Source organism: Marinimicrobium sp. UBA4509, assembly GCF_002388575.1.
GTDB lineage: Bacteria > Pseudomonadota > Gammaproteobacteria > Pseudomonadales > Cellvibrionaceae > Marinimicrobium > Marinimicrobium koreense.
In genome coordinates, this window is the sequence record NZ_DGMV01000078.1 from 424 (window position 1) to 19,204 (window position 18,781).

Consider the following 18,781-nt stretch of genomic DNA (forward strand, 5'->3'; position numbering starts at 1 on the left):
TCGAAGGTCATACCCCGGCCCTTGGCCTCATATTCCGCCAATCCTCGCTGTATCTGGGAAAGGGTTTTCAGGTGGTTCCAGTCCAGCAGGCTGGGCTGCTCCAGACGGGCAAACTGGCTGATGGCGTGATTGACGACGTGCTCGTGAGGTAATGACATACGCAGGTCCCTTTTGTGATCTCCAGAGATCCGAAGTGTGTCGGAACCGTGCCATAGACGCAACGGGCCATAATCCGCTAAATCCAGGAATGTGACTGCCGTCACACTGCGCTTTTGAGCAACACAGCCCGTGCCAGAGGGTGAGGCTGCGCCCCACCCCCTGACGCCTGGCCAGACGCTCGCTTACCGTTTCGCATACGGAAGGAAAACCACGCCTTATCAGGCGACGGCGCGGTCGGAGAACGCCGGCTTCTCTTGGTCCCGCTCCTCAATCCGAGCCAGTATCCAATCGTGAACTTCTTGCTCAACCCAGGCAACAGCCCGCCCGCCGAGGGAGACGGAGCGGGGAAATAGCCCGTCTTCGATGTATTTGTAGATGGTGGACCGGCTCAGGCCGGTCAACTCGATTACCTCTTTGAGGCGTAAAAATCTCATGGTGGACTCCTGTAGATCCGTTCATGAGATGTGCCCTATAAGTAAACTATTACCCACGTTCCAGCAGAACTCTACTTCCTCGTGGCCACTATCACTCGTTTATAGTCGTCCTTGCCGCAGTTCGGCAGTACGGTGATCGCGTCGAAACGAGACGTAAGCGTTCCGTCCTGCTTCTCCGGCTTCCCCGTAGCGGGGTCTATCCTAATAGCGAGAGCAGAAATCACCTCAGCTTCCTTGACAGATGCCCAGTAGATGAAATTTGCAACCTTCTCTTTCGTTTTATCACCCTGCGTCTCTACATTTTCGATATCAGCTTCGATACGCTCACGGATAAGTTCGTAGTCCTCCCTTACAAACCCACCTTGCGTATCTTTACCTTCCAGTAGAAGCGCACACGCATAGTCACTAACCTTGCGTCGCAGAAGATCGACACTGGTCTTACTGGCAGATTGCTTTAAGGGATTGCAGACAGGGCTCTTGTCGAGATCAATATCCAGGATGCCGCAAAGTTTAAGCTCCAAGAGCCTAATTTTTTGGTCATTTACTGAAGCCCTTCGCACCCATTTTCGGCCGGAGACCAAGTCTGACGGCTCTTCCGAGGCCAATCGGCGAATCTTAGTATTTATCCTGGTTAGCCTCTCAACCTCTCGAAAAAGTCCGAGAGTCATCGAAACGATATCGGAATCTGAGTAGCGAACAGCGTACATCCGAACCCTGTATAGCTGGCTGCTTTCGTCAATATTCATTCTGACGTAAAGGCTCTTAAGGTCGAGGATATATAGCGACTTCACCTTACCAAATAAACTCGGGCTGGTCCCTCCCGGTGATCTAGCCAGTAAGAGCTTATTTGCCTGGAGCGACTCCAGCATGGCTAGCACCTTACTTCGGCTCGCACCAATTAAGCCCTTCAGGGCGGAAAGGCCCAAAGTCCGAACTGTTCCCGACATATCAGCAAATCGCAGCAGTACAGCTAGAAGCAATGTTTCCTCTGGACCTAACTCCTCGGAGCACCGAGTGTTCATCAGAGTTTCAACCAAGTCTTTATGATAGTCGGTAGCCCCAAGCACCACCTCCTTTTCAAAGCTCCCGTCAAAGCCCTCTGTATATTGGTAATGATACTTCGGCCGTCCTCTACTAGCTTGCCCAGGAAGATGGGGCACTGGCTCTACATACTTGGCTAAGTATCCCCTCCGGACCAAATATCCGGAGATTACCGACCTCAATACATGCGGTTTGACTCCAATCATGGTGCTTAGCTCGGATATAGAATAGTGAACTGCACGTACGTTTTTACTTAGCGTCACCAGCCGACACAAAGCGTACTTCTGGGCTGGAGATAGCCCGGGTGTTTTAATCGTCAATAGCTGAAACAAAGTTAATCACTACCATAGCCGCTGAAAAATTCGGTCTATTCTACACAGATAACAGCTGTTATAGTCTAATATAATTGGTAATATTACTTGTAATGTTTCTTGATGCAATCAAAATATAGATTAACAAAATGAATCAGAAAAATACTTATGATAGCTATAGGAAATGGGAGAGATGGGTAAAAAAAGAGAATGCCCCCGGAACCTCCCAGTGCGTCTGGGCACACAATTATCTTGATGAACGAGGGATACCCCGAATCGCGGAGGCACCTTCCCAGATGGCAATGAAAGAAGAGACTGAGACGGAGGTACTGCTCCAGCGGATACTCCAAGTTGCTGAGCGTGGGTCCTTCGGCCAACAGGAAACGCTGAGAAAAATGTGTCTCGCGTGGAACTCAGTGGCCAAGCGAGCAAGAGATCTCAAGAGCCACAAAAAGCCGTACTCGTTTACGTTGGGCACCCATATCGAAGCGAGACTGAGACGAGTCGCACAGCAATTGAACTTCACGTCTTTACACGAAACCCTGGAGTATTTAATTGACCACGGAGACCAACTAGCGGCACAGATGAAAAAAGATACGCAGGCAGCAATTGAGGCTGAGAAATCCCATCTTCGGCAAAATTACAAGCCGAAGGGAAAGTCAAAGTCGATCAAGGATGTGATGCAGAAAGATGACTCAGCTAAAATCCAAAACTTGGAGCACAACATCCAGTCGCTTGAAGCGCATGTCCAGCACTACTCCGAAATCATTATGAGACAAGAGGTGCTCTTACGTCGCTTTCAGCAACAAGCTGGACTAACAGATGCAGAGATTGAGGAGGAGGCCAAGAAAATAGTGGAGGATGATTTGAGGCAACGAAAAGAAAGCCAGTAGCCGACCATGTCAGCACCGGCGTTAAAGCCCCCAAGGGAGTGAGGAAGCAGTACCTGTGCTACCCATCTATCCAACCAAACCATTATTGGCCACCTTGAACCGCCGGTTCACGGATGTGACAGGTATTCCAAGCGGTATTCCAGAGATTAGTTGAACCAACATTTATACTATAAAATTCAATATCTTATTAATTCTTTTCAGTTTCCCCCGGCACCAATAAACAACCCTCAGATCGCAAGATCTGGGGGTTTTTTATGGGTGGCTCTGCGTCGGCTTACTCCTTGGGCCCCTGACGAAACAGCCCACGCGCCGCGCGCCATGCCGTGCCGGCGGCGCCACGCAACTGGCGGCCCGACAGTTCTCTATTCTCCGCCTGGCGGCGCCGGTGCAGGTATCGCCAGTAGTGGCACCGCTCCGCTTGGGCATAGTATTGGTTAAAGGCGGCCTGTAATGGCTCTCGGGCCTGCTCAGAGTCTGGGTCCGCCAGTGAGAGAGGAATGATCTGCTCGGCCGGAATCGACAGTTGCTCTGCCACCACCGCCAACGAAAGGGCTTCTCCCTTCCGCTCCAGGTGCGTCAGGGCCACCAATAGTGGCGGTTCCGGCTGTCCGGCGCGGCGCCCCAACCAGCGTTGCAGTCGCGCCAGTTGCTCGGCATCGTCTTTCATACCCTCGGCGCCGGCATCGCTGACCCAGATGATGAGATCGGCCGCTGCCACCGCCGCGCGCGCTCGGCGCCGGGGCAACTTTGGCCACGCCGGGGTATCCCACAGTTCGAGCTCGCCCCAGACCGGTGACGTGATTCGTTGGGCGTTGATCCACTTATCACTGGCGTTCGGGTTGATGTCGGACTGGCCGCCGGCCAGTGCCTCGAGCAGGCTGGTTTTACCACTGCCGGCCGGGCCGAGCACCAGCACCTGTAGCGGCTGCCCCGTGCCGGCGGTCAGCTCGCCGCTAAGCAACAGGTTTCCGCTGTACAGCTCAATAGCGTAGAACCCCACTTTGCGCACATATTCCTGCAGCAACCAGCGCTGCATGCGCTCGCTGCCGTAATCCAGAATATGGCCGCCCACGGCGCGGCTGAACTCCTGGTACAGTGCACTCGCCGGGCTGATCAGCGCCCGCCCCATGCGGAACGCATTGTGGTAGCGCGTGGCGGTCTGTTGCAGGCGCCGGGCCCGCACCAGGTTGCCCAGACTGAGGCGATGGCTGAAGGGTACCGTATGCACAATTTCCTGACGCAACTCTCGACTGGCACGCTCGATGATCAACAGTGCGTGGGGTACCGTCAGCTCAAGCAGCGGCCGTTCCTTATCCGGGAAAAAGTGCCCGGCCACCCGCTCCAGCGCATGCTGTCCAAGCAGCCAGAGTGCGGAACCGTCGCTGAGGGCGTATTCCGCGGGGTCCGCGCTCTGCGCCAGAGCCTCCACCTGGGTCCAGGCGCCTTCGGCCGTCGTGGACCAGTGGCCGCTGGGACCGGTGCGCGCGTCCGGAATCCGGCGCTTGTCGGTGCGCGCCAGCCACAGCTGGAGCATCAGCGCACAGCCGCCGCAAATGGCCAACAGCAACAACCAATAGGCCAGGTACCCCGTTTGCCAGAGCCAGACCACGCCGGCCACCGGAACCGCGGTCAGCGGCAGATAGGTCAGCACCAGCGCCAACAGACGCAGGCGACCGAATTGGCGGATCAGGTCTTTCATACCGTCACTATATCAAAGGAGCTTTCTTCACGGTTTGGAGTCGAAGCGTCGTATAGTACTCACCGACCTACGACCGTTTTTGAGGGATGACACATGCCGCTGCTTTCCGGATTCCTGCGCCGCACTCTTGCGCTGAGCGGGCTTACCTCCGCTCTATTGATGGCGCTACCCGCGAGCGCTTCGCAGCCGGAAGACCTGCTCCAGACCCTCGACCAGCTGGAGCACAACCGCCCCGTTCGCGTACAACTGTTATCGGCGCTCTGGCGTGCCGAGGGCAAAGGCGACGACCGGGAGGAAGTCGAGGTGTCGGTGAACACGGTCATCAACCGGGGCACTGATGGCATCAGCGTGACCTACGGCTGGCCACTGCTGGATCGGCTCGATGCCGAAGCGAACCGCCTACTGGAGGACCCGGATGCCCGCACCCCCACCACTGATTTCATGTGGCGCCTGGACCTGAACGAGGTTCGCCCGCTTCTGAATGCCGCCGCCCCGCTGCGCCGGGAAATCCAACGATCGAGCTTTCGGACCCTCGTCACCGACCGCTGGCAGGGCCGGCCTGCCCGCCGTCTGATCTTTGACCGGGACAAAACGGTGCTCGACGAGCGAGCCCGGAAATACGTCAAACAGTTCCACTCCACCCTGGAAGTCTGGGTGGACGAAGCCGGGAAGCCCCTGGCCAGCCGTCTCAATCTTCATGCCAAGGGAAGCCTGCTGTTTGTCATCCGCGGCGAGTACCGGGAGGAGTCCACCCAACACTATCAGGTACTGGATGGTCATCTGATCGTCCGCGAGCGCCAACGCTGGCGGAAAACCGATATTCCGGGCGAGCACCATGAGACCCAACTGACCCAGACGCTCCAGCCTCTGTGAGCGAAGCCATCACCAACCCCCAATATTGTGTGACGCCCCGCACATTTTGAGAAACCGATCCGTCTCGAGGGAATAAAATACGGCGCCAAGCGTTGTCGCTAATGAAACACACGGAAAGGTGGCGCCACGCCGCCTTGGTAATGCGATCAACGACGAAGAGGTCTCGCCATGAAACATCTGAAAAAAAGTGCATTGGCCACATCCATCGCTCTGGCTCTGACAGGCTGCGGCGGCGGCAGCAGTGATTCCGCCCCGAACGCCAACAACCCCGGCGGCAACAATTCAAGCGACAAAGTCAGCTCCTCCGGTGTCATTACCGGGTTTGGCAGCGTTTACGTCAACGGGGTGCGCTACGACACCGCCAACGCCGAGATTGAGTTTGAAGGCGAAGGCCGCATGTCCGAAGACGATCTTCGCCTGGGCATGCGGGTCGAGATCGAAGCGGAACAGGACGGAGACGACCGCCGCGCTACCCGCGTGATGTTCGACAAAGACCTGAAAGGGCCGGTCAGTTCCGTCTCCCCCAACGCCGAGGATCCCACCCTGGGCACCCTGGTGGTACTCGGTCAGACCGTGACCGTGGATGCGAACACGGTATTGAGCAGCGACATTGCCGACACCAATATGGACGGCAGCATTGACCTGAACGACCTGGACAGCAGCCAGGGCCGCGTGGTGGTCGAGGTCAGCGGCTTCCCGACGGAAGAGGGCTTTATTGCCACCCGTCTGGAACGTCTCAACCAGAATGACGACGACAGCGACGACGATGGCAACGAAGCGGAGGTCAAAGGGGTCATCGCCGATCTGGATACCACCAATGGCACCTTCATGATCCGGGATCTGCTGGTTCATTACGACCTGTCCGCCCTGGACGATGACATCGAAGACGGTGAGCTCAGCAACGGCTGGTTTGTGGAAGTCGAAGGCGAGGTTCAGGCCGACGGCAGTCTGCTGGCCAGTAAAATCGAACGCGAAGACGATCGCTGGGACGATGACGATGAGCGCGAAGGTGAGTTCGAAATCGAAGGCATCATTCAGGCCGTCGATACCGACAGCACCCCGAACAGCGTCACCATCAACGGGGTGGTGATTCCCATGGCAGACGCCAGTGCGCTGGTCAGCCTGGTGGGCGTCAAAGTGGAAATCGAGGGATCCTTCAACGCAGAAGGCCGCCTGGAAATCGACACCGATGACGATGGCATCAAGCGCGAGTGGAACAACAATGTGGAGATCTCCGATCGGGTCGAAACCGTCGGCGCCACCAGTTTCACCACCCGCCTGGGCGTGACCGTCACCCCCACCGGCCTGAGCCGGGTGGAAGACGACGATGAGGACGACGGCGATCGCCTCAACCCGGAAGACTTCATGGCTCGGCTGCAAGCGGGCGACAGTATTGAAGCCCGGGGTTATTTCGCCGAAGACGGCACTCTTACCTGGACCCGGATCGAGCGCGATGACGATGAGGACGATCAGGAGTGTTCCCTGCGCGGCCCGGTAGACGCCGACAGCATTGATGCCTCCGCCGGCACCTTCACCATCCTGGGTGTGACCATCGATACCGCCAGCATTGTGGACGATGACGCCTTTGGCGATGACGACGACAGCATCCTCGGCCGGGCGAGCTTCTTCACGACCCTCAGTGGCGGTGCGGTGATCGAAGCCGAGAGCGACGAAGACAATGCCGCCGCCTGCTCTGACGGTCTGCTGATTGCCGAGGAAGTGGAGTTCGACTGGGATGACGACGTCGAAACCACCTACGATCGTGACGATGATGACGATTCGGACGATGACAGCGATGAAGATGAAGATGAAGACGACGATCAGGACGATGATGACAGCGCCGAGTCATAAGGCGTAACCACTCGCCGGGCCACAGGGAAAGGGCCCGGCACTTTGCCATCGATTGCCAAACCTGTCGTCCCTGCTCTATTCTGCTTCTCCCCTTCGACGTGAATCGAGCCCATAACCATGCCTGCAAACGGTCTCCTACCCAGCCCTCGCCTGCTACTCGCCAGTCTGCTGGGCGTTGTGTTGGGTGCCGGAACGGTTCAGGCGGACTCGCCCTTTTCCTTCACCAGTTCCTCCCAGACACTCTATCTGGCCCAGGTTGATGACGACGACCTGGATGAACTGGACGACGACATCGACGATGAGCTTGAAGACCTTGAGGACGAGCTGGACGATCTGGATGATGACATCGAAGACGAGTTGGAAGATGACCTGGAGGACCAACTCGACGACGAACTGGAAGATGAACTGGATGATCTTGCAGAAGACGCTGCCGAGGACGCCATGGACGACGATGCGGAAGACCTCGCCGAGGAGCTGGCCGAAGAAGCGGCCGAAGATGAGCTGGAAGACAGCCTGGATGACGACGCCGAGGACCTTGCCGAAGACCTGGCGGAGGAAGCCGCTGAAGATCGACTGGACGAGGATGATTGGGAAGACGAGCTCGACGACATTGACGACGACCTCGAGGATGAGCTGGACGATGATGACCTGGACGATCGCTTCGATGAGGACGATGAACTGGCCGACGCTCTGGAGGAGCGGCTGCTGGACGCGCTGGAAGAGGATCTGGACAGCCTGATCGAGCTCAATACCGGCGACCTCATCGTCCGCAACGAAATGCTGGTGCTGGCGGACGATGAGTTGCTGAAACAGTTAAGCCGCCACCCGGCACTGGACCTCAGAGAGCGACGGCCGCTCTCTGCACTGGGAACCAATCTGGGCAGTTTTGAGGTCAAAGGCGACGTGCCGCTGGAAGCACTTCGCACCGAGTTGCGCGAACGCTATCCGGGGCTGTCGGTCGACTTTAACCACGGCTACGAATACCACCAGGGCCCGACAACCGCGTCCGATGCCCCCCTGACCCTGTCAGCGCTTTACCGCCCCGGCGCGCCCTCCCGTTCGGGTACCGCCATTGGCATGCTGGATGGACCGGTGAATACCCGACACCCTGCGTTTGCCCGTGCGCGCCTGCAACAGAAAGCCTTCGCCGCACGCCCCTCTGTCCGGGATCTGGAGCACGGAACCGCCATTGCATCGCTGTTGGTGGGGCGAACTAAAGACTGGGAGGGCCTGGTACCCGATGCCGAGCTATACATTGCCTCGGTATTTTCCGAACAGGCCGAGTATGGCTCTATTGCTACCACCCAGACCCTGATTACGGCGCTGGACTGGCTGGCGTCCCGGCCGGTGGAGGTTATCAATATCAGCCTCTCCGGTCCCGCGAATCAGACGCTGGAAACCGTTCTGGAACAGATCCGATCCCGCGGCATACTGCCCGTTGCCGCCGTGGGCAATGCCGGCCCACTCGCCGACCCGCAGTATCCGGCCGCCTACCCCACCGTGGTGGCGGTGACCGCCGTCGACCGGGCGCTCGACCTCTACCCCTATGCGGTGCGTGGTGATCACCTGGATTTTGCCGCCTATGGCGTCAACCTTACCGTCGCTTCAGGAGAGGATGGTTTTACCCGGGTATCCGGCACTTCGTTTGCCTCGCCAGTGGTCACTGCCCTATTGGCCCGGCAACTCGCCCATACCGGCTCGCCGGGGCAGGCGCTTCAAGCGCTGAGTGAGGACACGGTGGATTTGGGTGAACCCGGTAAGGACCCGCTGTTCGGCCTTGGACTGCCGGGGAAAAGCCAACTGATAACGCCGGCCTCCCCCTGAGGCCCGACGCCTCAAAGCAGCTCAAAGGTAAAGCGCGCTTCCAGGCGGTTGTCGGTGTAATCCACACTCTCGAGATTGGAGCCATAGTCCCGATGCTCATAGCGCAACTCAAGCTCCAACCGCTTACCCATCGGGATTTCCAGGCGCGCCCGCCACCGCTCACGCTCATCCAGGCGCTGGCCACTGGCGGGAGTCGAGGCACCACTGAGGTACTGCCGTTCCTCGTAGCGCCAATCCAGCTTGAGCGTCGCCCAGTCTGAAAGGCGACGGTTATACAACACACCAAACCGGTGCCCGTCATAATCAAACCGGAACTGTTCGGCGCGCTTGGCATTGAACCGGTAGTTGGCGCTGAGGTAGTGCGCCGTTCCGTCCAGAAAATAATAGCCCGCGAACTGCGCCCGGGTATCGTCGTTATTGCGCTCTGGTGCCTGCAATAAATCGGTCTGTTTGAACGCCAGCTCCCCGCGCAGATACCAGACGCGGTTAAACAAACGGGACGCCTCCAGAGCGATCTGCCGGTTCTCCAGCAGGCGCACGCCGCCCAAATAGGCAATGCTGCCATCGAGGCGCGTGGTCCAACGCACCGCCCCCAGCCGCTGACTCAGGTTGCCGTAACCATAGTGCAGGTCCAGATCATAATCCGGGTGCTGGTCGAAGCGTCGCTGCTCCATAAAATAGCCGGCACCGATCTCGCGCCCACCGCCCAACTCCTGCTCCAGGTCAAGGTCCACCGAGCCGACCCAGGCCGAGCCCGACTCCCGGGACACCGAGTCGAGCTCCTCGACCACCAGATTGTCTTCGTGGCGCGCACCGGCCGACACCGACAGATCCACTGCGTCCCGCAGGCTATTCCACGGGGATTCCTCGGCGAGGGTCGCCGAAGCGGCAAAGCCCAGCAGACACGAACCTATGACATTGAGCCAAGTGGCACCGAGCCAACCGGACCGGGGACGCCATGCGGCGGCCGTCACAGCCCTCATTGCCCCGCCCGGCGCAAGCGGGCCGCCTCTTCCGCCTCGGTCAAAGGCTCACCGGCCTGCAGCCCCGCAAGTACTGCCGCCACGGTATCCGTGGGTCCGGCCGCGGGCCGATAGCCCTCCGGCACGGCGCGGGCTTCAGACACCAGGGTTTGCCACTCTTCCCCGTCGACCCGACAGGCCAGCCCCGACAACGTATCGGCGCCCACTCGCCCGGCGTACTCGCGGCACCATCGGCCCTCGGCGGTCTCGTAGCTGGCCAGCGGCATTACCTGCCAGCCGCGATCAGCGTCCGTTCGGCGCTCACCGCTCGGGGTCTGCTCCAGGGTCTGATAAACAAACCGCTGCATGGCCTCGGCATCCGGTTCTGGGCTTGTCGCCCAGAACAGAACCGCGCTCAGCGCCACGACCACCGACGCGGCCATGGCCCAGTGAGACGGCGCCACCCCCAGACGCCCCGGGAACCGAAGCAGGCGTCCCCGGGCGGGGGCCTTCGCCGTAGCGGTACGGGTCAGCCGCTCTGGAACCGGCTCGTTCAGAACACCGTCCAGGCTGGTTTTGATCCGATCATCCAAGGCGCGCAAACGCGCGAGCGCTGCGCGCGCTTCGGCACTGTCCGCCAGCAGCGCTTCGGCCCGGGCCGTGCCTTCCGGTCCGGTCTCACCGTCGGAATAGGCCATAATCAGTTGAAAATCGGCGTCGTTCATTGTGCTGTCCTGTTTTGTGGTTGAGCTCAAGACAGCCTTGTGGTTCGGCTCAAGGCTGCTTATGGCTCAAGGCTGCTCGTTTGCCTGCTCCGTGGGAGCCAGAAGCTCCTGCACTCGCAGGCGGGCGCGCGCCAAACGGCTCATGACCGTGCCCTGTGGAATCCCCAGTTGCTCCGCCACCTCCCGATAGGAGTGGCCTTCAACGACTACCAGCAGCATCACCGCCCTCTGCTCCTCGGGCAACTGTTCCAGGGCTTTCAGGGTGTGCCTGAGCAGGTCTTCGTTCTCGGCCCGGTCCGCACTTTGAGCATCTTCCCAGTCCGGCATAGCATCCTCCGGCACGCTGACCGGTGAGCGGTTTGCACGACGCAGGTGATCAATCCGCTGGGTCTGGATGATCCGGTACAGCCAGGAGTCCAGTCGGGTGTCCGGCTGCCACTGATCCTGTTTGACCAACGCCTTTTCGCAGGCGGCCTGCACAAGGTCATCTGCCTCCTCCCGACTGGCCGTCAAGCCCAGGGCAAACCGCCTCAGGCGCGGCAACAGCGCCACCAGCTGCGAACGAAAATCCAGTGTCATTCAGGCCTCATATTCCAGACAACGTACCGGGGCGGGTTTTATTCCCCTTTGGCGTAGAATAAAAACTGTGACGCCAAATAGCCAGACAAACAAAAAAGCCACCGGACGGTGGCTTTGAGCGCTGGTATCGAGCCGACACCGGCGGCGGTCAAGGCGATTGAGCGGCACCGCTTTCCGCCACTTGCTGCCCGCTCAAGCGTTCGGCGGTTTCCTGTTCGTAGCGCAACGCCGCCTGAGCCACGGTACTGGCGGTGCCGTTTTCGATCCACCGACGGATCCGACCGGCATCGCCCAAGGGCGTGCGGGTACCGAAAGAGTTCAGCAGAACCACCGCGGTCGGTTCACCATTCATTTCCGTCACCATGACCAGACAGCGCCCGGCCGCCGTCAGGTAACCGGTTTTGGTCAGGTCCACATCCCACCGACCACTGTGCACCAGCGGATTCGTGTTACCAAAGTGCAGGGTGTAGCCCGGCTTGCGAAAACGCACACTGTGGCGCCCGTCGGCACTGAGCTCTCGAAGGGTTTCATTTCCGTAGGCGGCCTGCGCGAGCTTCAGCAGATCGCCGGCACTGGAGACGTTGTCATCCGACAGGCCCGAGGAGTCGACAAAGCGGGTGCGGGTCATGCCAAGGGAGCGGGCCTTCTCGTTCATCGCCTCAATGAAGGCGTCATAGCCCTCAGGGTGATGGCGGGCCAACAGATAGGCGGCATAGTTTTCCGAGGACATCAGGGCAATACGCAACAGATCGCCGCGCTGGGCTTCAGACCCGGGACGCAAGCGGGAGAAGGCATTGGCCGCCGGTGGAAAATGCCGCTCCTCGACCGTCAACCACTCATCCAGAGATGCGCCGGACTCCAGGACCACCAGCCCGGTCATCAGCTTGGTGACCGAGGCGATCGGCATGCTCCAGTCGGCGCGTTTGGTGTAGAACGGGGTTTCGGCACCGATAGGGGCCACCGCCGCACTGACCGAGGCCAACGTCAACCGCTCGGGGTCCGGGGCCTCCTCGGCCAGGGTCACCGGGGCCAGGGGCAAGGTCAGTAGTGTCCCACGGAGCAGGAAACGTGCGATTGACGACGATCTGACTTTATTGATTAGGGTCATGAATCGGAAGGTTCTCTTTTCGTGGGTTCTCGTAACCGGGGTTTATATTAAGGTATTCTAACGTAAGTTTGGCCATCGCGCCGAGCACTCAATCCCAGAATGGAGGTTCCATGCCACGCCAGAAAGTTGAATTCACCAACGCCGATGGCCACAGCCTGGCCGGCGCTCTGGAACTGCCCGACAGCGGCAGCCCCAAGGCCTTCGCCCTGTTCGCCCACTGTTTTACCTGTGGCAAGGATGTGATCGCCGCTACCCGCATCGCCCGTACCCTGGCCGACCAGGGCATCGCGGTACTGCGCTTTGACTTCACCGGCCTGGGCAGTAGCGAGGGCGACTTCGCCAACACCACCTTTTCGAGCAATGTGTCGGACCTCGAGGCGGCGGCAAAGTTTCTCGCCGAAGAGCACCAGGCCCCGGCCCTGCTGATCGGCCACAGCCTGGGCGGCGCCGCGGTTCTGGCGGTGGCCCGAAGGCTGAAGTCGGTACAGGCGGTGGTCACCATCGCCGCCCCGGCGTCCCCCAAGCACGTGGAGCACCTGTTCGCCGATCAGGCCTGCGACATCCGTCAGGAGGGCCGCGCGCCCGTGACCATCGCCGGGCGCACCTTTGAGCTCGGCGCCGAGCTGCTGGAAGACCTGGACAACTGGCCACTGGAAGAAACCGTCGGCGCTCTGCGCAAGCCGCTGCTGATTTTCCACTCCCCGGTGGATCAGGTGGTCAACGTGGATGAGGCGGCGAAAATTTTCCAGGCCGCCAAGCACCCCAAAAGCTTCGTTTCCCTGGACGACGCCGACCACCTGCTCAGCGACCAGAGCGATGCCGACTACGTTGCGCTCACGCTGGCCGCCTGGGCCAGCCGTTACCTGAGACTCGAACCGGTCCAGGCGCAGAGTCACGACCGCCCGAGTGTCGAGGCCGGCGAAGTGTTGATTACCGAGCAGGACGCACACTTCCTGCGCGGGCTGTACACCGCTGACCACCAATGGCAGGCCGACGAACCGAAAGACAAGGGCGGCAGCAATCAGGGCCCCAACCCTTACGACTTCCTGTTGATGTCTCTGGGGGCCTGCACGTCCATGACCTTGCGCATGTACATCAACCACAAAGAGTTACCGGTGGAAAACCTGGAGGTTCGCCTCCGGCACCAGCGCATCCACGCCGAAGACTGCCGGGACTGCGAAACCAAAGACGGCATGGTCAGTGAGATTCATCGGGAACTCAGTTATGAGGGCTCGTTGAGCGAAGAGCAGCACCAACGGATGCTGGACATTGCCGACAAGTGCCCGGTGCACAAAACCCTGAAGGGCGAAATCCGTATTCGCACCACCAACACCGCCCTTGACCAATAACAGTAAAACCCCGGTCCTGACGGACCGGGATCCGCGTTTGATCACAATTCATCAAAACTTCACCCTGCTGTCATTTTTATTCCCGCCAACCGTCATATTTCCCGTTTAACGTTATCGCGTCCGCCAGAGCACCGCTTTCCATTCTGAAAGCCTGCGGGCGCCAAATTCGAAGATAACCCCACAAATAACGGGAGTAACACAATGATGTTCAAGCTGAGTAAAAAAGGACAATTGTTGGCTCTGATTGCCATGGCCTCCAGCCTCGCCGCCTGTAGCGGCGATGACGGCGAGCAGGGTCCGGCGGGCGAACAAGGTCCGCAGGGCGAAGCCGGTGTCGATGGCCAGAACGGCGTTGATGGGCAGGACGGTACCGACGGTCAGGCCGGAGCAGACGGCCAGAATGGTCAGGATGGCGTCGACGGACAAAATGGTGCTGACGGTGAAGACGGTATTGGCGCCGGTCTGATGACACCCGGCCTGACCCGGCTGGCCACCGTGCCACTGGGTGCGGAAGTCACTGGTGCCTATGTGACCGAAGACGGTGACCTGTTCTTCAACGCCCAGCACCCCAGCGGCAGCAACACCGCCCAGGATGCCGACGGCAAAACCTTTCACACCGGTACTGTCGGGGTCGTGCGTGGGGTTAACGTACATCAGCTGCCGCGCAACCTGATTTCCTCGCCCGTACCGCGCACTCAGCAGGAACAGGAAACCATTCAGGTCGCCTACGGTGACTACCAGGTACTCGGGCAAACCGGCGACAACTTTGGTGGCGCGCTCTCTCAGGGGCTGGGCCACGTGCTCGCCACAGACGACACCACCGTCAGTGTTGAAAGCGACATGCCGGATTTCAATGGCTACCTGGCCACCGGCGAAAACGAAGGTTACCTGTTCACCAACTGGGAATCCATTCCCGGTGGCATGAGCCGCATCAAACTGAACAAGGATGCCAACAGCGGTCACTGGTCGGTCGACAACACCGATGTGATGATGCTCGACTTTGGCGACTGGGGTACCATCGCCAACTGCTTCGGCTCCATGTCTCCCTGGGGTACGCCGCTGACATCCGAAGAGTGGGGTAATGAAGGCGACAACACCCACCGCTGGAACAACCCCGAGCGCGCTGGTGAAGGTTCATCGCAAACCGCGCTGGCCCGCTACATTGATTCGTCGGTCAACACCGCCAACGACGCGGCCCAATTCCCGAACACCTACCGCTACCACTACATTGTGGAAATCACCGAACCGACCAGCGCCAACCCGGTTCCGGTCAAGCATTACTCCATGGGTCGCTACGAGCATGAAAACTCCATCGTCATGCCAGACGAGCGCACCGTGTATCTGTCCCAGGACAACTCTCGCGGTGTGTTCTTCAAGTTCGTGGCCGACCAGCCGGGCGATCTGAGCGCGGGCACCCTGTTCGCCGCCAAACTGACTCAAGACGCTGGCAGCAGCGAACCGCTGACCACCGGCTTCGATATCGAATGGATCGAGTTGGCCAGTGGCAACAACACCGAGATCGAAACCTGGATCGCCGAATACGATGGCATTGGCAGCGACGACTATGTGGAAGGCAAGAGCAGCTACCTGAGCGATGCCGACGCCATTGCCTGGGCGAACGGTGACGCCAACTATCCGAGCTACGATACCGCTTACCAGCCAGCGATCGACGCTGGTTACACCGACGCCAACACCTTTGGCGGTCTGGTGACGGCGGGCGAAACCATGGACGATCGCATCGCGTTTCTGGAGTCACGCAAAGCGGCCCGCGCCAAAGGCGCAACCGCCGAGTGGCAGAAGTTCGAAGGTATCAGTGTCAACCACAAGCGCGCCGAAGAGGCCGTGGAAGGTACCGACCTGATCCCGGATGAAGTCGTGGAAGACGCTTACGTCTATTTTGCCATTGCCGATATGGACAACGGCATGGTCGACGATGAGGGGGATATCCAACTGTCGGCCCGCGTTAAAGATTGTGGCGGTGTCTACCGTATGCGTCTGCTGCCCGGATACGATACCGACCGCATTGAACCGGTTGTGATGGGTTCTACCTATCGTTCCACCGCCGACGGCGCGGAGCGTTGCGATGTCAATGCACTGTCCCAGCCGGACAACGTGATTGTTCTGGACGACGGTCGCATCCTTCTGGGTGAAGACGGCTTCCAGACCAACAACACCCTGTGGATGTATGACCCCAAGATCAATAACTAATACACAGCAATAACGATCCGACCCGCTGTCGCGGTCGGCTCAAAGGGGGTGCGATTTTCGCACCCCCTTTTTTATGCACTGTAACAAACCGTTCACACTCCCGGGGGTACCATACGCCACGTAAAAAAAACGGGAGCCGTGACTCAATGATAAGACGCTTTCTCAGCTTGATCTTGGTAAGCAGCCTGACGTTGCTCGTCGGGTGCGATTCGAACACAACCAACGATCGCTCACCAGCCGAAACGAACACCATCGAGTTTGCCGCCGATGCGGTGCAACAAGGCGGCGTCAACGCACAGGATTACCTGCACGCGGGAGAAGCCTACAACCGCGAAGCCCCCATTCCATCCCAGTGCTACACCAAAACCGACGGACGACATAACCCCTGCTACACCTGCCATCAGACCTATGGCGACCGCCGCCCTAACCAGATGCACGACGGTTTTCTTCAGGGCAGCTACGCCTTTTCTGAATTTGGCGAACGCAATCACTGGCAGAATCTGTTCAAGGACCGACGCCCCTACATCGAGCAAGTCTCCGATGAAGCAATCATTGAGTACGTTCACCAGGACAACTACACCGACTTAATTCAGTGGATGCGCTCGGATCAGTGGTCCGGCGAGGAAGCCATCATTGAGGACCTCCACAGAGGTGCGGACGCCTTTGATGAACACGGGCTGGCCAAGGATGGTTCCCGTTGGGTTGCCTTCAACTACAAGCCCCTGCCTAGCACCTTCTGGCCCACCAACGGCTCCACCGACGATGTCATGATCCGCCTGCCAGCGGCTTTTTCTGAAATCGACGGGCAGTTTTCCCGGGATGTGTACTTCGCCAACCTCAGCCTGCTGGAAATGGCCGTTACCGGTACACAGGAGCTGGACACTCCGCCCCTGAACGAAGCGGCGCTGGATATCGACCTCGACGGCGACGGCGTGCTCAGTGTTGCCAGCCACCGCATCCGCCACCGTCCGTTTTACCTGGGTGATGCCAGTGAAGTACCACTGACCCACATGCTGTACCCGGAGGGGACGGCCTTTTTGCACACCGTGCGCTACCTCGGGGTGGACGATAGCGGTCGCATTTATAACGCACCGCGTATGAAAGAGGTACGCTACATGGTGAAAGACCGGTTTCGTCCCGCCACCAGTTTGACCAGCAGCTACTATATGGAAGCCAAGGAAAAACACTTTGGCAATTTGCCTGGGGTGGCGGACCACGCCGACCGGGGCATGGACAACAAATTCGGTTGGCGGCTCTGGGGCTTTATTGAAGACGCTCAAGGTACCCTGCGCAAACAGCATCACGAAGAACAGTTTTTCTGCATGGGGTGTCATAAAAGTGTCGGCACCTCCATAGACCACACCTTCGCGTTTCCGCGCAAGGTCGCTGGAGCCGACGGCTGGGGTTATATCGACCTGACCACCCAGCAGGATACGCCCAGCCTGGGCGAGTACGAAGGGGAATTCCTGCAGTACCTGGAGCGTGTGGGTGGCGGTGATGAGTTCCGGCAGAACGAGGAAATGCTCGAGCGCTGGTTCCACCCGGACGGCCGGGTCAACCGTGAGAAGGTCACCTCGGTACGCAACCTGTATGAGCTGATCACACCATCGCGCGAACGGGCCCTGGCGCTTAACAAGGCCTACCGGGCCATCGTGGAGGAGCAGAGTTATATCTTCGGCCGGGACGCGACCATCAAACCGGCCACCAATGTCTTCCAGAGCGTCGACCCAAGTACCCCGCCCCTGGAGCCCGAACACCGGCATCAGTGGGACATTCGCCTCGCCTGGCCAGACACCTCCACCGAAGACTACTGGTCCTGGCAGGAATGATATCGTGATGCTCAGTGATCGACGCATACGCACCTCGCTGATCGCAATCGGGGCGGACCTTCTACTGACCGGCGCCAAGGTGGGGCTGGCTCTGCTCACCGGCAGCGCAGCATTGCTCGCCGACGCCTATCACTCGGGCACCGATCTGGTGGTGTCACTGGTGCTTCTGGTCAGTCTGATCATCCGCTTTCGTCAGGAGCGCAAAGGCGCGCAGGCGGGACAAAAGGCGCGGATGCTCGAATCGCTCTTGGCCATCGCGGTTGCCCTCTTGATTCTGTACATTCCGGTGGAAATTCTGCTGGAACTGAACGCCCGAAGCGCCGAGGATGTGCGCTTCCTCTGGGCGGGCATTCTCGGTGTGCTGGTGATTCTCGCCCTGGTGCATTTCATGGCCAGGCTGAAAACCTATGTGGGCCAGGAAACCGATTCGCCGGCATTGGAAGCCGACGGTTATCACAGCAAAATCGACCTGTTCACCACCCTCGCCGTACTGGCCTCGCTGGTGGGGCTGCTGGTCGGTATCAATATTGACGAGCCGGTCGCGTTGATCATTGCCCTGCTGATTGCCGTCGCCGGGATTGAGCTGCTGATCTCAGGCATCCAGGGCCTTCGCTACCGGCAGGAGCTGGATCCCATTTCCCTGCTGGAGCCGGCACTGGAATGGCTGGCCCGACGCTCGTTCAGCCAGCCCTTGGCCCGACTGGGGCGACGGCTGGCTCGCATTCTGTATCAATTCCGCTGGCTGCCGATTGCGGCTCTGCTGGCGCTCTGGCTGAGCACCGGCGTCCACACCATCCCCGCCGGCTACACCGGCATTCACAGCCGCTTTGGTGCGCCGGTGAACACCGGCCTGCCACCGGGGCTGCACCTGACACTACCCTGGCCGGTAGATCAACTCAAACAGGTCGACCATGGCCTGGTCTATACCGCCCGGGT

At 59.4% G+C, this 18,781-nt stretch carries 15 protein-coding genes; 8 read left to right on the forward strand and 7 right to left on the reverse strand.

Going from position 1 to position 18,781, the window contains the following annotated elements; all coding sequences use genetic code 11:
• Positions 1 to 377 precede the first annotated feature (377 nt).
• Positions 378 to 593 (reverse strand): helix-turn-helix transcriptional regulator, encoded by a 216-nt coding sequence (locus B3520_RS14380; protein ID WP_265367032.1) that lies wholly within the window; start codon positions 591 to 593, stop codon positions 378 to 380.
• Positions 594 to 664: 71 nt separating this feature from the next.
• Positions 665 to 1,840 (reverse strand): hypothetical protein, encoded by a 1,176-nt coding sequence (locus B3520_RS14385; RefSeq protein WP_286876347.1) that lies wholly within the window; start codon positions 1,838 to 1,840, stop codon positions 665 to 667.
• 254 nt (positions 1,841 to 2,094) lie between these two features.
• Between B3520_RS14385 and B3520_RS14390 the strand changes: the two genes are divergently transcribed.
• A complete protein-coding gene (locus tag B3520_RS14390) occupies positions 2,095 to 2,838 on the forward strand; it encodes a hypothetical protein (RefSeq protein WP_286806338.1) in 744 nt (247 codons plus the stop codon).
• A 274-nt stretch (positions 2,839 to 3,112) separates the two neighbouring features.
• Here the strand turns inward: B3520_RS14390 and B3520_RS14395 are convergent, their stop codons facing one another.
• Complete coding sequence (locus B3520_RS14395) at positions 3,113 to 4,537, reverse strand: GTPase (RefSeq protein WP_286806336.1); 1,425 nt, start codon at positions 4,535 to 4,537, stop codon at positions 3,113 to 3,115.
• 93 nt (positions 4,538 to 4,630) lie between these two features.
• On the opposite strand from B3520_RS14395, the gene B3520_RS14400 reads away from it, so the two are divergent.
• The 3 genes from B3520_RS14400 to B3520_RS14410 all read left to right on the forward strand — a co-directional run bounded on the left by B3520_RS14400 (position 4,631) and on the right by B3520_RS14410 (position 9,085).
• On the forward strand, positions 4,631 to 5,410 hold the full coding sequence (locus tag B3520_RS14400; RefSeq protein WP_286806334.1) for a hypothetical protein: 780 nt from the start codon (positions 4,631 to 4,633) through the stop codon (positions 5,408 to 5,410).
• Positions 5,411 to 5,578: 168 nt separating this feature from the next.
• The gene (locus tag B3520_RS14405) at positions 5,579 to 7,261 is read left to right on the forward strand and encodes a DUF5666 domain-containing protein (protein WP_286806332.1); all 1,683 of its coding nucleotides are present in this window, start codon (positions 5,579 to 5,581) and stop codon (positions 7,259 to 7,261) included.
• A 117-nt stretch (positions 7,262 to 7,378) separates the two neighbouring features.
• A complete protein-coding gene (locus B3520_RS14410) occupies positions 7,379 to 9,085 on the forward strand; it encodes a S8 family serine peptidase (protein ID WP_286806330.1) in 1,707 nt (568 codons plus the stop codon).
• An 11-nt stretch (positions 9,086 to 9,096) separates the two neighbouring features.
• On the opposite strand, the gene B3520_RS14415 is transcribed toward B3520_RS14410, so the two are convergent.
• From B3520_RS14415 to pbpG, 4 genes are all read right to left on the reverse strand, one after another.
• Complete coding sequence (locus tag B3520_RS14415) at positions 9,097 to 10,059, reverse strand: hypothetical protein (RefSeq protein WP_286806328.1); 963 nt, start codon at positions 10,057 to 10,059, stop codon at positions 9,097 to 9,099.
• 5 nt (positions 10,060 to 10,064) lie between these two features.
• The gene (locus B3520_RS14420; protein ID WP_286806327.1) at positions 10,065 to 10,772 is read right to left on the reverse strand and encodes a hypothetical protein; all 708 of its coding nucleotides are present in this window, start codon (positions 10,770 to 10,772) and stop codon (positions 10,065 to 10,067) included.
• Positions 10,773 to 10,838: 66 nt separating this feature from the next.
• Positions 10,839 to 11,351, reverse strand: a complete 513-nt coding sequence (locus B3520_RS14425) for an RNA polymerase sigma factor (protein WP_286806326.1) — start codon at positions 11,349 to 11,351, stop codon at positions 10,839 to 10,841.
• 148 nt (positions 11,352 to 11,499) lie between these two features.
• Entirely contained in the window at positions 11,500 to 12,459 is a 960-nt protein-coding gene (gene pbpG, locus B3520_RS14430; RefSeq protein WP_286806325.1) for a D-alanyl-D-alanine endopeptidase, read from the reverse strand.
• A gap of 110 nt (positions 12,460 to 12,569) precedes the next feature.
• Here pbpG and B3520_RS14435 point away from each other — a divergent pair, with 110 nt between their 5' ends.
• The 4 genes from B3520_RS14435 to B3520_RS14450 all read left to right on the forward strand — a co-directional run.
• Positions 12,570 to 13,808, forward strand: a complete 1,239-nt coding sequence (locus B3520_RS14435; protein WP_286806324.1) for a bifunctional alpha/beta hydrolase/OsmC family protein — start codon at positions 12,570 to 12,572, stop codon at positions 13,806 to 13,808.
• A 201-nt stretch (positions 13,809 to 14,009) separates the two neighbouring features.
• Positions 14,010 to 16,016, forward strand: coding sequence for an alkaline phosphatase PhoX (locus B3520_RS14440; RefSeq protein ID WP_286806322.1), 2,007 nt, complete (start codon positions 14,010 to 14,012; stop codon positions 16,014 to 16,016).
• A gap of 146 nt (positions 16,017 to 16,162) precedes the next feature.
• Positions 16,163 to 17,845, forward strand: coding sequence for a hypothetical protein (locus B3520_RS14445; protein ID WP_286806320.1), 1,683 nt, complete (start codon positions 16,163 to 16,165; stop codon positions 17,843 to 17,845).
• Positions 17,846 to 17,852: 7 nt separating this feature from the next.
• Positions 17,853 to 18,781: cation diffusion facilitator family transporter (locus B3520_RS14450; RefSeq protein WP_286876348.1), on the forward strand; the 929-nt coding region annotated here is incomplete at its 3' end.